The organism is Streptomyces sp. NBC_01408, from assembly GCF_026340255.1.
GTDB lineage: Bacteria > Actinomycetota > Actinomycetes > Streptomycetales > Streptomycetaceae > Streptomyces.
Window position 1 is genome coordinate 1,491,881 of sequence record NZ_JAPEPJ010000001.1, and the last position, 13,400, is coordinate 1,505,280.

15 protein-coding genes are annotated in these 13,400 nt (G+C 70.0%); 7 read left to right on the top strand and 8 right to left on the bottom strand.

The features are described from left to right. Positions 1 to 31 precede the first annotated feature (31 nt). Both OG447_RS07005 and OG447_RS07010 read left to right on the top strand, forming a co-directional pair. The gene (locus OG447_RS07005; protein WP_266935579.1) at positions 32 to 937 is read left to right on the top strand and encodes a LysR family transcriptional regulator; all 906 of its coding nucleotides are present in this window, start codon (positions 32 to 34) and stop codon (positions 935 to 937) included. A 62-nt stretch (positions 938 to 999) separates the two neighbouring features. Continuing rightward, positions 1,000 to 1,479: an NUDIX domain-containing protein gene (locus OG447_RS07010; RefSeq protein ID WP_266935581.1), complete on the top strand. Its 480-nt coding sequence runs from the start codon at positions 1,000 to 1,002 to the stop codon at positions 1,477 to 1,479. A 66-nt stretch (positions 1,480 to 1,545) separates the two neighbouring features. Here OG447_RS07010 and OG447_RS07015 read toward each other — a convergent pair whose 3' ends face one another. Together OG447_RS07015 and OG447_RS07020 are read right to left on the bottom strand one after the other, a co-directional pair. Continuing rightward, the gene (locus OG447_RS07015) at positions 1,546 to 2,757 is read right to left on the bottom strand and encodes a globin domain-containing protein (protein ID WP_266935582.1); all 1,212 of its coding nucleotides are present in this window, start codon (positions 2,755 to 2,757) and stop codon (positions 1,546 to 1,548) included. A gap of 121 nt (positions 2,758 to 2,878) precedes the next feature. Beyond that, on the bottom strand, positions 2,879 to 3,529 hold the full coding sequence (locus tag OG447_RS07020; RefSeq protein WP_266935583.1) for an HAD family phosphatase: 651 nt from the start codon (positions 3,527 to 3,529) through the stop codon (positions 2,879 to 2,881). A gap of 175 nt (positions 3,530 to 3,704) precedes the next feature. Here OG447_RS07020 and OG447_RS07025 point away from each other — a divergent pair, with 175 nt between their 5' ends. The 3 genes from OG447_RS07025 to OG447_RS07035 are packed head-to-tail and all read left to right on the top strand — an operon-like array spanning position 3,705 to position 6,296. After that, positions 3,705 to 4,583, top strand: a complete 879-nt coding sequence (locus OG447_RS07025; RefSeq protein ID WP_266935585.1) for a GNAT family N-acetyltransferase — start codon at positions 3,705 to 3,707, stop codon at positions 4,581 to 4,583. 17 nt (positions 4,584 to 4,600) lie between these two features. Then, positions 4,601 to 5,062: a GNAT family N-acetyltransferase gene (locus OG447_RS07030; protein ID WP_266935586.1), complete on the top strand. Its 462-nt coding sequence runs from the start codon at positions 4,601 to 4,603 to the stop codon at positions 5,060 to 5,062. A gap of 58 nt (positions 5,063 to 5,120) precedes the next feature. Further along, the gene (locus OG447_RS07035) at positions 5,121 to 6,296 is read left to right on the top strand and encodes a winged helix DNA-binding domain-containing protein (RefSeq protein ID WP_266935587.1); all 1,176 of its coding nucleotides are present in this window, start codon (positions 5,121 to 5,123) and stop codon (positions 6,294 to 6,296) included. A 19-nt stretch (positions 6,297 to 6,315) separates the two neighbouring features. Here the strand turns inward: OG447_RS07035 and OG447_RS07040 are convergent, their stop codons facing one another. Together OG447_RS07040 and dnaB are read right to left on the bottom strand one after the other, a co-directional pair. Further along, a complete protein-coding gene (locus OG447_RS07040; RefSeq protein WP_266935588.1) occupies positions 6,316 to 7,701 on the bottom strand; it encodes a serine hydrolase in 1,386 nt (461 codons plus the stop codon). A gap of 9 nt (positions 7,702 to 7,710) precedes the next feature. Continuing rightward, positions 7,711 to 9,174 (bottom strand): replicative DNA helicase, encoded by a 1,464-nt coding sequence (gene dnaB, locus OG447_RS07045; protein ID WP_031141325.1) that lies wholly within the window; start codon positions 9,172 to 9,174, stop codon positions 7,711 to 7,713. A 452-nt stretch (positions 9,175 to 9,626) separates the two neighbouring features. Between dnaB and OG447_RS07050 the strand changes: the two genes are divergently transcribed. Then, positions 9,627 to 10,964 (top strand): MATE family efflux transporter, encoded by a 1,338-nt coding sequence (locus tag OG447_RS07050; protein WP_266935589.1) that lies wholly within the window; start codon positions 9,627 to 9,629, stop codon positions 10,962 to 10,964. Between the two features lie 148 nt (positions 10,965 to 11,112). Here OG447_RS07050 and rplI read toward each other — a convergent pair whose 3' ends face one another. From rplI to rpsF, 4 genes are all read right to left on the bottom strand, one after another. Beyond that, positions 11,113 to 11,559: a 50S ribosomal protein L9 gene (rplI, locus tag OG447_RS07055; RefSeq protein WP_030008386.1), complete on the bottom strand. Its 447-nt coding sequence runs from the start codon at positions 11,557 to 11,559 to the stop codon at positions 11,113 to 11,115. 18 nt (positions 11,560 to 11,577) lie between these two features. Continuing rightward, positions 11,578 to 11,814, bottom strand: a complete 237-nt coding sequence (rpsR, locus tag OG447_RS07060) for a 30S ribosomal protein S18 (RefSeq protein ID WP_003956534.1) — start codon at positions 11,812 to 11,814, stop codon at positions 11,578 to 11,580. Positions 11,815 to 11,857: 43 nt separating this feature from the next. Then, positions 11,858 to 12,457 (bottom strand): single-stranded DNA-binding protein, encoded by a 600-nt coding sequence (locus OG447_RS07065; RefSeq protein WP_266935590.1) that lies wholly within the window; start codon positions 12,455 to 12,457, stop codon positions 11,858 to 11,860. A 72-nt stretch (positions 12,458 to 12,529) separates the two neighbouring features. After that, positions 12,530 to 12,820 (bottom strand): 30S ribosomal protein S6, encoded by a 291-nt coding sequence (gene rpsF / locus OG447_RS07070; protein WP_004950685.1) that lies wholly within the window; start codon positions 12,818 to 12,820, stop codon positions 12,530 to 12,532. A 249-nt stretch (positions 12,821 to 13,069) separates the two neighbouring features. On the opposite strand from rpsF, the gene OG447_RS07075 reads away from it, so the two are divergent. After that, positions 13,070 to 13,384 carry a hypothetical protein gene (locus OG447_RS07075; RefSeq protein WP_266935591.1) on the top strand — a complete coding sequence of 105 codons (315 nt, stop codon included), beginning with the start codon at positions 13,070 to 13,072 and terminating at the stop codon, positions 13,382 to 13,384. Positions 13,385 to 13,400: the final 16 nt, after the last annotated feature.

Sequence of the window (13,400 nt, forward strand, 5' to 3'; positions counted from 1 at the left end):
TAGTTGAAGGCCCCCACCGAGAGGTGCCGCTATGGACCTGGCTCTGCTGCGCACCTTCCTCGCCGTGCACCGGGCCGGCTCGTTCACCCGGGCCGCCGCGCTCCTCGGGCTCTCCCAGCCCGCTGTCACCTCCCAGATCCGCACCCTCGAACGCCAGCTGGGACGGCCGCTCTTCCACCGCCGGGCCCGCGGTGTCACCCCCACCGCCGTCGGCGACGAACTCGCCCACAAGGCTGCCCCGCACCTCGACGCCCTGCTGAGGATCACCGAGGCCGAACGCGAGACCGCCGGCGCGTTACGCACCCTCCACGTCGCCGGGCCCCCCGAGTTCCTGTGCCTGCGCGTGCTCCCCGCTCTCGCGACCCTCGTCGGCCAGGGCCACACCCTGCGCACCACCCTCCAGACCGACGCCGAGGAGACCCTCGACGGCCTGGCCGCGGGCCACCACGACCTTGTCGTCACCACCGCCCGGCCCCGCGGCGGACTCTTCAACGCCACCGCGCTGTGCGACGAGGAGCACGTCCTGGTCGCCGCCCCGTACTGGGCAGCGCTCGTCGGCCCGGACCGGCTGCGGGACAAGGGCCCCTCCGCCCTCGACGGCATCCCGCTCGTCGAGGTCCACGAGACCCTGCCGCTCGTCACCCGCTACTGGGCCGCCGTGTTCGACACCCGGCCCGACACCAGGCCCGCCGCCGCCACCGTGGTCGCGCCCGACCTGCGGGCCGTGCTGGAGTGCGTCCGGGCCGGCGCCGGGCTCGCCGTACTGCCCCGCTACCTGTGCAGGCCCGCCCTCGACAGCGGTCAGATCGTCGCCCTGCTGGAACCCCCGGTCCCACCGCTGCGCACATGGTTCCTCGTGGTCAGGACCGGCGGCCTCGCCCTCGCACACGTCGCCCGGGCCCATGACCGGCTGCTGCGCGCCGCCTCGCACTGGTGAGTCCCCGCTCTTTCCCGGCCCTTGCGCGTTTCAGAAGCGGAGTCGCGGGCCACTCTTCTCCCATGACCGAACGTCCCGTGGTCAAACGCACCGCCCGCGCGATCCTGCTCGACGGTGACGACCTGATCCTCATCAAGCGCACCAAGCCCGGCGTCGATCCGTACTGGCTCACCCCCGGCGGCGGAGTGGAGCCCTCGGACGCCACCGTCGTCGACGCCCTCCACCGAGAGGTCCACGAAGAACTCGGCGCGAAGATCACCGATGTGGTGCCCTGCTTCGTCGACACCGTCGAGCACATCGCCGATGGGGGAGTGACGGGCGTGAAGGTGCAGCACTTCTTCGTCTGCCACCTCGAGTCGATGGACCCCAGCCAACGGCACGGCCCCGAGATCGACGAGCCCGAGGGCGAGTACGAGATCGTCCGCGTGCCCTTCAGCCGGGTCGGGATCGCCGCCGTCCACCTCGTTCCGCTGTCCCTGCGGCACTACCTCGACGGCAACATCGAGGGCGTACGCGCCATGCACGCCGCCGATCTGGGCTGACCGGCCGGCCGCCCCCTGCCTGAACCGACAAGGGCGCGGCTGGGACCGGCGGGTGACCCGGCGGTCTCAGCCGGCCACGCCCGCCAGCTCCTCCACGGCGTCGTGCCGGATGCGGTCACCGGGTATCCCGATCCGCTTGAGTTCGTCCACTCCGCTGCGGATCATCGCGGGCGGCCCCGAGATGAAGGCGTCGTACGTACTCCACGGCCCGTGCTCCCCGACGGCCTGCGGCAGCTGCCCCGTCAGCCAGTCACCGACCACCGGCCGCACCGAAAGCCACGGGTGCGAGCGCTGGAGCCCCAGCAGCGTGTCCTTGTCGTAGAGGTCTCCATCGCTGCGCGCCGCGAAGAACACCTCCACCGGACGCCGCTCCCCGTGCTCGGCCACGTCCTCGATCAGCGCCTTGATCGGAGCGATACCGGTGCCGCCGCCCAGGCAGAGCATCCCGTTGTCCGTGGTGTGGTCCACCACCATCGAGCCCGCCGGCGGCCCCAGGCGCAGTACGTCCCCCGGCCGGGCATGGCGCACCAGCGCGTTGGAGATCCACCCCGCGGGGACTGCCTTGACGTGGAAGGACAGCAGCCCGTCGGTGCGGGGTGCCGAGGCGAAGGAGTAGTGCCGCCACACCCGGGGCCACCACGGGGTCTCCAGACTCGTGTACTGGCCCGCCAGGAAGGCGTACGGCTGGTCGGGGCGGACCGTCAGCACGGCGATGTCCGGCGTGCGCAGATCGTGGGAGACCACCTCCGCGTGCCACCACGCCGGGGCCTTCACCTCGTCCTCGGCCGCCGCGTCGATCATGATCTGTGAGATCGCGGTGTACGCCCGCACCCACGCGGCCTGCGCCTCCGGCCCCCACGTCCCCTGCGCATATCGGGCCAGCGCACTGATGAGGGCCTCACCCACCGCCGGATAGTGCCCCGGCATGGTGCCGTACTTGCGGTGTCCGGCGCCCAGTCGGCGCAGGTAAGGGACGAGTACGTCCGGATTGTCGATGTGCTCGGCAGCGGTCAGCAGCGCCTTCAGCAGCCGGTCGCGCTGCGCGTCCATGGCAGCGGGGAACAGGCTCCGCAGTTCCGGGTGTCCGGTGAACACCAGGGCGTAGAAGTACGAGGTCACCTTGTCTGCGACGGGGGCGATCTCCGCGAGGGTCCGGCGGATGAGGACGGCGTCCGGGGAGGGCTCGGTCACACCGCCGCCCCCGGCGGGTATCGGGCCCGTCCCCGGTCTGGCCGATCTGTTGGGCGGAGCGTCCATGCGGTGCCTCGCTTCGAGCATCTCGGTCGGTCTGCACACGCCACGGCCTTCGAATCCGTGGTTCCGGGTTTCACAGCGTGCCAGCCGGTCCAGAGCCCTGTGGGGAAACGCGGGAAATCAGCGTTTCAAGCCCACTTTCCTCCTAAGATGCGTCAATTCTCGGGCGTGCCACCGTGACGAGCTGGTATGCCTCACGCAGATCCCGGCCCTCGTAGACGTGGGTGGCGCGCTCCGTCAGGACGGGCCGCGCGTTGACCGCCACGGACACCGGGACCGCCTCGAAGAGCACCATGTCCGTCGCCGAGTCCCCGTACGCCACGCAGTCGCTGCGGCTCACGCCGAACCGCGCGCACAGCCTGTCGGCCACCGTGACCTTGCCCGCGGGAGTCAGGATCCCAGCCTCCTCCACGGGCTGGGTGAACGGCACGGCGGGGAAGACCGAGCCGTGCGCGGCATGCGCGCCCCATTCGAGCAGCAGCTCCACGAAGAACGAGGGCGACAGCGAGACCACCGCGCAGTAGTCCCCGCGCTCCCGGATCTCCTGCCAGACCTCTCGGATACCCGCGAGCCACGGAGCTCCCTCGAACGCCGCCCGGACATGCGCGGGCATCAGATCCGCCCACAACGCGTGCGCGGCCACCGAGAACTGGTGCGGCCCGATCTCCCGGGCACTGAAGGCCCGTTCCAGCTCGGCGATCTCCGCGCTCAGTCCGAGCTGGCGGGAGATCTCGACAGGCGCCGCCGAGCCGTACATCAGCGTCCCGTCGAGGTCGAAGAGGTGCAGGAGGGTCATAACCGTCGAGGTTAGTCCGTCCGTTTCCCGCCAAGCCGCATGTTTCACGTGAAACATCGGCCTGTTTCACGTGAAACAACGGCGCCTCCCACACGAGGCTGCGGCTGGTTTCACGTGAAACATCCGGCCCCCAAATCCCCTGGACGGCCCTGGAGTCATGATCCAGTCTGATCGGGTGACACCACCAGATCTCACCGCACTGCCGATCCGCGCACTGACCCTGGAAGACCTCCACCGCTGCTCCGACCTGTCAGAGGACCGCGGCTGGCTCCGTGAGGACCACAGATGGAGACTTCTCCTCACGGCGGGGAGCGGCTACGGGGTCGATGCCCCCGACGGACAGGGACTCGCCGCAGCCTGCGTCGTCACCCGGTACGGCCACACGCACGCCGACCCGGAACTCGCCGCCATCGGGATGGTCCTCGTGGCCGAGCGCTACGCCCGGCGCGGTCTGGGCCGCCGCCTGATGACCCACATCTGTGACGACGTCCTCAAGGGCATCCCGCTCACGCTGCACGCCACTCCCTACGGACGCCCCCTCTACGAGGAGCTCGGGTTCGAGGCCACTGGCCGGGCCGAGATGCTCATGGGCACCTTCCGCCCTGATCCCGCCGCATCCGCCGACGGCGTCCGGCCCGCCAACGCCGAGGACCTGCCGCGGATCGTCCGCCTCGACACCGAGGTCTTCGGCACCGACCGGACCCACATGATCACGAGACTCCCCGCCTTCGCAGACCGGCTGCTCGTCGCCGAGGATGCAGCGGGCAACCTGACCGGCTACGCCGCCATGTGGCCCAACATGGCGACCCATGTCGTCGGGCCGCTCATCGCTCGCGACTCCGCCGGCGCCCGAGCGCTCGTCACCGCCCTCGCCGCCGGCACCGAGCGGCCGTTGCGCACCGATGTCGATGTACGTCACGAGGAGCTCCTCGGCTGGCTCAAGGACCGCGGTCTCGGCTCCGTGACCTTCAACTCCGTCATGACCCGCGACATCCCGACCCTGCCCGGAGACTGGACCCGGCGCTGGGCCCCGCTCACTGTGGCAGCGGGCTGAGAAAGGAACGACCCACCATGAACGACACCACTGAACTGGCCATCCGTCCCGCCACGGCGGAGGACCTGCCCGCCATCGTCGCCATGCTCGCCGACGACCCGCTGGGCGCCTCCCGGGAATCCCCCGAAGACCTCACCCCGTACCTCGCCGCCTTCAAGCGCCTGGACGACGACCCGAACCAGCACCTCGTCGTCGCCGTCCGCGCGGACCGGGTCGTGGGCACCCTCCAGCTCACCATCGTCCCGGGGCTCTCCCGCAAGGGCGCCACCCGTTCCCTCATCGAAGGGGTGCGCGTCCACGCCGACGAGCGCGGCAGCGGACTCGGCACCCGGTTCGTCGAATGGGCGATCGAGAAGTCCCGGCTCGAGAACTGCCAGCTCGTCCAGCTCACCTCGGACGTGACCCGGACCGACGCCCACCGTTTCTACGAGCGGCTCGGATTCACCGCCTCCCACGTCGGGTTCAAGCTCCAGCTCTGATCAGCCACCTGTGAGCAGGCCGGGCCGCTGTGTCGGCGGCCCGGCCTACGATCGCGAAATGAGCCCCAGCCTTCCTCTGGTCACCACCGCCGAACGCCGCAACCGGCTCGGCAGGCGACACCGCCTGGCCCCCTCGGCCCGCGCCGCCACGGTCAGCCAGGCCGCGGACGCGGTCGTCGCCCTGCACGCCACCGACGCCGCGACCGTCTTCCTTTCCGCCCGAGCCCGGCTCAGCGAGGGCGGGCCTGACACGATCGAGCGGGCGCTCTACGAGGACGTCGGCCTCGTCCGGCTGCTCAGCATGCGCAACACGCTCTTCGCGGTCTCCACCGAACTCGCCCCGTACGTCGACTCCTCCACCGCCCGGGGTATCGCCGCCAAGGAGCGCCGCACGCTGCTCAAGCACCTCGACGAGGACGGCCAGGGCCTCGATGCCGACTGGCTGGCCCGGGCCGAGGCCGCCGCCCTCGACGCCCTCGACTCCCGCGGCCCCTGCACCGGCAGTCAGCTGTCCGCAGCCGTGCCCGCCCTGCGCCAGAAGATCACCATCGGCCGGGGCAAGAAGTACGAGACGGAGGCCGGCGTCGCCACCCGCGTCATCCGCGTGCTCGCGGCCGACGGGCGCATCCGCCGCGACCGGCCGCGTGGATCATGGACGTCCAGCCAGTTCCGCTGGGTCCATACCGAGCCCTGGCCCGCCGTACCCGCCGCGGAAGCCCGCGCGGAGATCGCCCGCCGCTGGCTGCGGGCCTACGGTCCGGCCACCGAGGCCGACTTCAAGTGGTGGACCGGCTGGACCCTCACCGATGCCCGCAAGGCCCTTGCCGCCGTGGGCCCCGACCAGGTCCGACTCGAGGACGGCAACACCGCCCTGGTCAGCCCCGGAGACACCGCACCCGAGCCGGCCCCGGAACCCTGGGCCGCGCTGCTTCCCGGCCTCGACCCCAGCGGCATGGGCTGGTCCGACCGCGCCTTCCACCTCGACCCCGCCCACCGGCCGGCCCTCTTCGACTACGCCGGCAACATCGGCCCCACCGTCTGGTGGAACGGTGAGATCGTCGGCGGCTGGGCCCAGCGCCCCGACGGACAGATCGTCTGGCGGCTGCTGGGCAGCCCCTGCCGCGCCGCCGAACAGGCGGTCGCCGCCGAGGCCGCCCGCCTCGCCGACTGGGTGGGTGGCGCCCGCGTCACCCCGCGTTTCCGCACCCCGCTGGAGCGCGAACTCGTCGCATGAGCAGAGCCGTCGGCGTCCCTCAGCCGATACCCCGCCAGCCCTGCGGGTCCACCCCGCCGGGTACCGGGGCCTGGGGGTCGTAGGGCTCCCGCGTGAAGACGAACGAGGCCAGGTCGAGGTGGCTCACCGTGCCGTCCGCGCGGCGCACCGCCCGCAGCGTCTCCCCCGCGTAGTAGCCGGACAGACCGGTCCAGCTGCCGTCGGCCTCCGCACGGAAACGTGCCGAACGCCCGCCCCCGCCCACCGGTCCCAGCTCCAGCGTCCCTTCCGCAGTCAGCCGCACCACGCTGGCCGAGGTGCCCCAGTACCAGGGGCCGCAGAGCTCCAGCGCCACCGGGTCGGCCTCCCGGAACGGCCGCCAGGGCTCCGGGAACCGGGGCTCCGCGTCGGCCACGATCGCCACCAGGTCCGCGGCAACCGCCGTGGGCGGCAGGCCCGAGGTGCAGTTGGCCAGGACCACGGCCGCCACATCGTCCGACTCGCTGGCCCACAGCCCTGCGACGAACCCCGGCAGGGAACCGCCGTGCCCGAGGAGCCGACGGTCACCGTGAGCCATCAGCTGCACACCCAGCCCGTAGCCCTGCTCGGCCAGACCCGGCTCGGGCGGCGAGGACGGCGTACGCATCTCAAGTACGCTCTGCGCGCTCAGCACCCGCTCGTCCCCGCGCAGCAGGAAGTCCGCGAACCTCCCCAAGTCCCGGGCCGTGGACCACAACTGGCCTGCCGGAGCCATCAGCCCGAGGTCCTCCAGGGGCTCCGGCATCATCACGTCCGCCCACGGGTGCACCGCCCAGCCGCCCGCATGCGGTGCCTGCGGCAGCCCGCTCGTCCGGTCCAGGCCCAGGGGCTCCAGCACCTCGGTACGCAGCACCTCTTCCCACGGCTTGCCGCGCAGCTGCTCGACGAGCGAACCCAGCAGGGTGTAACCCGGGTTGGAGTAGTGGTGCCTGCTACCCGGCACGTACCGGAACGGCTGTTCGCCGAGTACGTCGGCCAGCTCCGGCCGCAGGTCACCAGGGGTCCGCTCCCACCAGACGCCCGGGGTCTCGGCGGCCAGCCCGCCGGTGTGGGACAGCAGTTGGGCGATCGTCACCTGGCCGGCGGAGGTCCCGGGCAGATGCTTCTCCAGCGGATCGGCGAGCTCGAGCAGACCCTCGTCGCGCAGCCGCATCACCAGAACAGCGGTGAAGGTCTTGCTGATCGAGCCGATCCGGTACTGCACGTCCCCGTCCGGGCCGTGACCCGCGACCGAGGTCTGCGAGCCCTCCCAGACCAGTTCACCGCCCCGCACGACGACCGCCACCACCGACGGCGCGCGTCCTTCGCTCTGGGCGACCGCGATCCGGTGCCGCAGCGCACGTCGGGTGGCAGGGAGAAGTTCCAGGTCTTCAGAGAGCGCATCCATGATCGGATGCTACGTGTTGGCCATGTCCACGAACCGCGAATAATGGCCCTGGAAGGCCACGGTGATCGTGGCGGTCGGGCCGTTACGGTGCTTGGCCACGATCAGGTCCGCCTCGCCCGCGCGGGGGGACTCCTTCTCGTACGCGTCCTCGCGGTGCAGCAGGATCACCATGTCCGCGTCCTGCTCGATCGAGCCCGATTCACGCAGGTCGGAGACCATCGGCTTCTTGTCGGTGCGCTGTTCGGGGCCACGGTTCAGCTGGGAGAGCGCGATCACCGGGACCTCGAGCTCCTTGGCCAGCAGCTTGAGGTTTCGGGACATGTCCGAGACCTCCTGCTGGCGGCTCTCGGGACGGCGCGAGCCGCCCGACTGCATGAGCTGGAGGTAGTCGATGACGACGAGCGAGAGGTCGTTGCGCTGCTTGAGCCGGCGGCACTTGGCCCGGATCTCCATCATCGACAGGTTCGGGGAGTCGTCGATGTAGAGGGGCGCGGCCGAGACGTCCGGCATCCGGCGGGCGAGCCTCGTCCAGTCGTCGTCCGTCATCGTGCCGGAGCGCATGTGGTGCAGCGCGACCCGGGCCTCCGCCGAGAGCAGGCGCATCGCGATCTCGTTGCGCCCCATTTCGAGGGAGAAGATCACGCTCGGCAGGTTGCTCTTGATGGAGCAGGCCCGGGCGAAGTCCAGCGCGAGCGTGGACTTTCCCATGGCGGGGCGGGCGGCGATGACGATCATCTGGCCCGGGTGCAAGCCGTTGGTCAGCGAGTCGAGGTCCGTGAAGCCGGTGGGGACGCCGGACATCTGGCCGCTGCGCGAGCCGATCGCCTCGATCTCGTCGAGAGCGCCCTCCATGATGTCGCCCAGCGGCAGGTAGTCCTCGGAGGTCCGCTGCTCGGTGACCGCGTAGATCTCGGCCTGGGCGCTGTTGACGATCTCGTCGACGTCACCGTCCGCCGCGTATCCCATCTGCGTGATCTTCGTCCCCGCGGCGACGAGGCGGCGCAGGACGGCTCTCTCGTGGACGATCTCCGCGTAGTACTCGGCGTTCGCCGCCGTCGGGACGGACTGCACGAGCGTGTGCAGGTACGAGGCCCCGCCGACCTTGCTGATCTCACCGCGCCGGGTCAGCTCGGCGCCGACCGTGATGGGGTCGGCCGGCTCACCCTTGGCGTACAGGTCGAGAATGGCCTGGTAGATCGTTTCGTGCGAGGGCCGGTAGAAGTCGTGCCCCTTGAGGACCTCGACCACGTCGGCGATCGCGTCCTTGGAGAGCAGCATGCCGCCGAGCACCGACTGCTCGGCGTCGAGGTCCTGGGGCGGGACGCGCTCGAAGCCGCCACCGCCGCCGTCCCAGGAGCCGCCCTCGCGGCCACGGTCGTGCTGTTCGTCCCCGCGGCCGCGGCCTTCGCTGTTGCGGCGCGTACGGGCGGGCAGACGGTCACCTGGACCGCTGTCGGCCCAGGGGTCGTCCATGGGCTCGGACATGCTCACCGGGCCGCCTCCTCCGTCCGCAACGCGGACCTCGCCGTGCGACTCTTTCTACGACACGGCTCTGACATTTGGGGCACCCGAATCGGCTTGTCGGCGAGTCGGGCAACGCACCACGGTAGGGCCGGGAGCGGCGTCAGCCAATCTTGTTATCCACAGGCTGTGTGGATGAGATGTGGACGACGGCGCCAATGCTGTGGGTAACTCCCCGGAAGCTGTGCACGGACCGGGGGACGGTGCTGTGGACAAAATCACCTGCGCCACCCCGGCACCCCATCTGACCTGCACTTTCCCTCCCGATCGCCGGTGGGCGAGAAAAATCTTGGCCACTGTCTCAAGATCGCCTCCAACGGGTTGGAAAGAACGCCCAAGTCAGCGCCTTGGTAAGGATCTAAAGACTCTTGTGTCTATTACCTGTGGAAGATTAGATTGAGCGCATGACACAGGCCCCCGCAGCACCGAAGGCTGCGCCGAGGCGGCACGACCGAGAGATCTTCGCACTCGCCGTTCCCGCCTTCGGCGCCCTTGTCGCCGAACCCCTCTTCGTGATGGCCGACAGCGCCATCGTGGGACACCTCGGCACCCCCCAGCTGGCCGGCCTCGGCATCGCCGCCGCTCTGCTCACCACCGCCGTGAGCGTGTTCGTCTTCCTCGCCTACGCCACCACCGCGGCCGTCTCCCGGCGGGTCGGAGCCGGCGACATGCAGGCAGCGATCCGGCAGGGCATGGACGGGATCTGGCTCGCCCTGCTGCTCGGCGCGGCCGTCATCGCCGTGGTTCTGCCCGCGGCGCCCTGGCTGGTCTCCCTCTTCGGAGCCTCCGACACCGTCGCTCCCCACGCGATCACCTACCTGAGAATCTCCGCCCTCGGCATCCCGGCCATGCTCATGGTCCTGGCCGCCACCGGGGTGATCAGGGGCCTCCAGGACACCCGCACCCCGCTGTACGTGGCCATCGGCGGCTTCGCGCTCAACGGGGCCCTCAACGTCGCCCTGGTCTACGGGGCGGGCCTCGGGATCGCTGGTTCGGCCTGGGGCACGGTCATCGCCCAGTGCGCCATGGCAGCCGCCTACCTCGTCGTCGTCGTACGCGGCGCCAGGCACCACGGCGCCTCCCTGCGCCCCGATGCGGCGGGAATCCGGGCCTGTGCCCAGGCCGGGGCGCCCCTGCTGGTCCGCACCCTCTCCCTGCGCGCGGTTCTGATGATCGCGACCGCCGTGGCCGCGAGGCTCGGCGACGCCGAAATCGCTGCCCATCAGATCGTGCTCGCCCTGTGGACCCTGCTCGCTTTCGCCCTGGACGCGATCGCGATCGCCGGCCAGGCGATCATCGGCCGCTATCTGGGCGCGGGCGATACCGAGGGCGCGAAGGCCGTCTGCCGCCGCATGGTGCAGTGGGGCATCGCCGCAGGCGTCGTACTCGGCCTGCTCGTCGTTCTGGCCCGTCCGGTGTTCATCCCGCTGTTCACCAGTGATCCGGCAGTGGAAGACGCCCTGCTGCCCGCCCTCCTCGTCGTGGCCCTCTCCCAGCCCGTCTCCGGCATCGTCTTCGTCCTCGACGGAGTCCTGATGGGCGCGGGCGACGGCCGGTACCTGGCCTGGGCCATGCTGCTGACGCTCGCCGTCTTCACCCCGGCCGCCCTGCTCGTGCCGACCGTGGGCGGCGACCTGACGACCCTCTGGTGGGCCATGACGCTGATGATGCTGGTCCGCATGGTCACCCTCCAGCTGCGGGCCCGGTCAGGCCGGTGGCTGGTCGCCGGAGCCACTCGCTGACCTCCCGCCGGACCGGTGGCCCCGATGTTTCACGTGAAACATGCCGAGGGGGGTGGTCATGTTTCACGTGAAACATGACCACCGGGGCCCCCTCCGGATACGACGAAGGGCCGCACCCCAGCGGGGTGCGGCCCTTCGAAGGCAGCCCTTAGGCGGCGACGACCTCGATGCCCACGTTCGCGGCCACGTCGGCGTGCAGACGCACGGAGACCTGGTACGAACCGAGGGTCTTGATCGGGGAGCCCAGCTCGACGCGGCGCTTGTCGACCTTCGGGCCGCCCGAGGACTCGATCGCCGTGGCGATGTCGGCCGGGGTCACGGAACCGAAGAGACGACCGGCGTCACCCGCGCGGGTGGCCAGACGGACCTTCACGCCCTCGAGCTTGGCCTTGACTTCGTTGGCCTGCTCGATGGTCGCGATCTCGTGGATCTTGCGGGCGCGGCGGATCTGCGCCACGTCCTTCTCGCCACCCTTGGTCCAGCGGATCGCGAAACCACGCGGGACCAGGTAGTTGCGAGCGTAACCGTCCTTGACGTCGACGACATCGCCGGCGGCACCGAGGCCAGAAACCTCGTGGGTCAGGATGATCTTCATTAGTCGGTCACCCTTTCCTTATCGCGCGGTGGACGTGTAGGGCAGCAGTGCCATCTCACGGCTGTTCTTCACGGCCGTGGCGACGTCACGCTGGTGCTGCGTGCAGTTGCCGGTAACGCGGCGGGCACGGATCTTGCCGCGGTCGGAAATGAACTTCCGCAGCATGTTCGTGTCCTTGTAGTCCACGTACACGGTCTTGTCCTTGCAGAATGCGCAGACCTTCTTCTTAGGCTTGCGCACAGGCGGCTTCGCCATTGTGTCTCTCCTGTGTGATCAAGAAGTGGGGATGCGAGCTGCCCTAGAAGGGCGGCTCGTCCGAGTAGCCACCGCCGGAGCCGCCGGAGCTTCCGCCCCAGCCGCCCCCGCCGCCGCCCTGCTGCTGCTGGCCACCGGCCGGCGCGCTGGACGCCCACGGGTCGTCGGAGGGAGCTCCGCCGCCCTGCGGGGCACCGCCACTGGGGGCTCCGCCCCAGTTGCCGCCGCCGCCCTGCTGCTGCTGGCCGCCGCCGCCGTATCCACCCTGGCCACCGCGACCGCTGGTCTTGGCGACCTTGGCCGTGGCGCTCTTCAGGCTGGGGCCGACTTCCTCGACGTCCAGCTCGTAGACCGTGCGCTTGACACCCTCACGGTCCTCGTACGACCGCTGCTTCAGCCGGCCCTGCACGATGACGCGCATGCCCCGCTGAAGGGACTCAGCGACGTTCTCCGCCGCCTGACGCCAGACCGAGCAGGTCAGGAACAGGCCTTCGCCGTCCTTCCACTCATTGGTCTGCTTGTCGAAGATGCGGGGAGTGGACGCGACACGGAACTTCGCGACCGCCGCACCCGAGGGGGTGAAGCGCAGCTCGGGGTCGTCGACGAGATTGCCGACGACCGTGATGACGGTCTCGCCTGCCATGGATGAACCTCTCGGCGGGGATTGCTGCTGGGCTGCTGTGCTACTCGATCCCGATTACCGCTGAACCGAAGTTCAGTGGGTCTCGGGGCGAAGGACCTTGGTCCGGAGAACCGACTCGTTCAGGTTCATCTGTCGGTCAAGCTCCTTGACGACCGCAGGCTCGGCCTGAAGGTCGATGACCGAGTAGATGCCCTCGGGCTTCTTCTTGATCTCGTAAGCGAGACGACGACGGCCCCAGGTGTCGACCTTCTCGACCTTTCCGTTGCCCTCACGGACGACGGAGAGGAAGTTCTCGATCAGCGGGGAGACAGCGCGCTCCTCGAGATCGGGGTCGAGGATGACCATCACTTCGTAGTGACGCATGTGGAACCCACCTCCTTTGGACTCAGCGGCCACGGTCGTTCCGTGGCAGGAGGGTCGTGATGCGTACCGCACGGTGCCTGTGAACAGACACCGCGCAGACCGTACAGACTACCCCGTCGACTCCTTCCGGTTGAAATCCGGCACCGGAGGGCCACAATCTGTATCCATCGGGTGTGCTCGGTGCTATGCCCCCCGGCCCTCGGGAGGCGGCCCGCGCACCGCTCTGCTTCAGCCAGGAGGTGCCTTCCGATGGCACAGGCAATACGGCCCCAGACCTCCATCTCGCTCCTCGCGACCGACGGCAAGCCCCACCCGCTCCAGGACACCCTGATGGCGGTCACCTTGGTCCTCGGCGCCGTGGCGTTCGTCACGGCCTTCTTCCACGGTCTCCACCTGCTCACCTCGTGGGCCGGGCTGATCGGAATCCTGACCGGCGCGTACGGACAGTTCGTCTCCGTCACGACACGCGAGCGCTTCGCGCTGATCATCGGCCTTGGCGCGTCTGCCATCGGCTTCTTCATCGGCATGTTCCACGGCGGCCTCTTCGGCGGCTGGCTGGGCTGACCGGGGGACCTCCGCG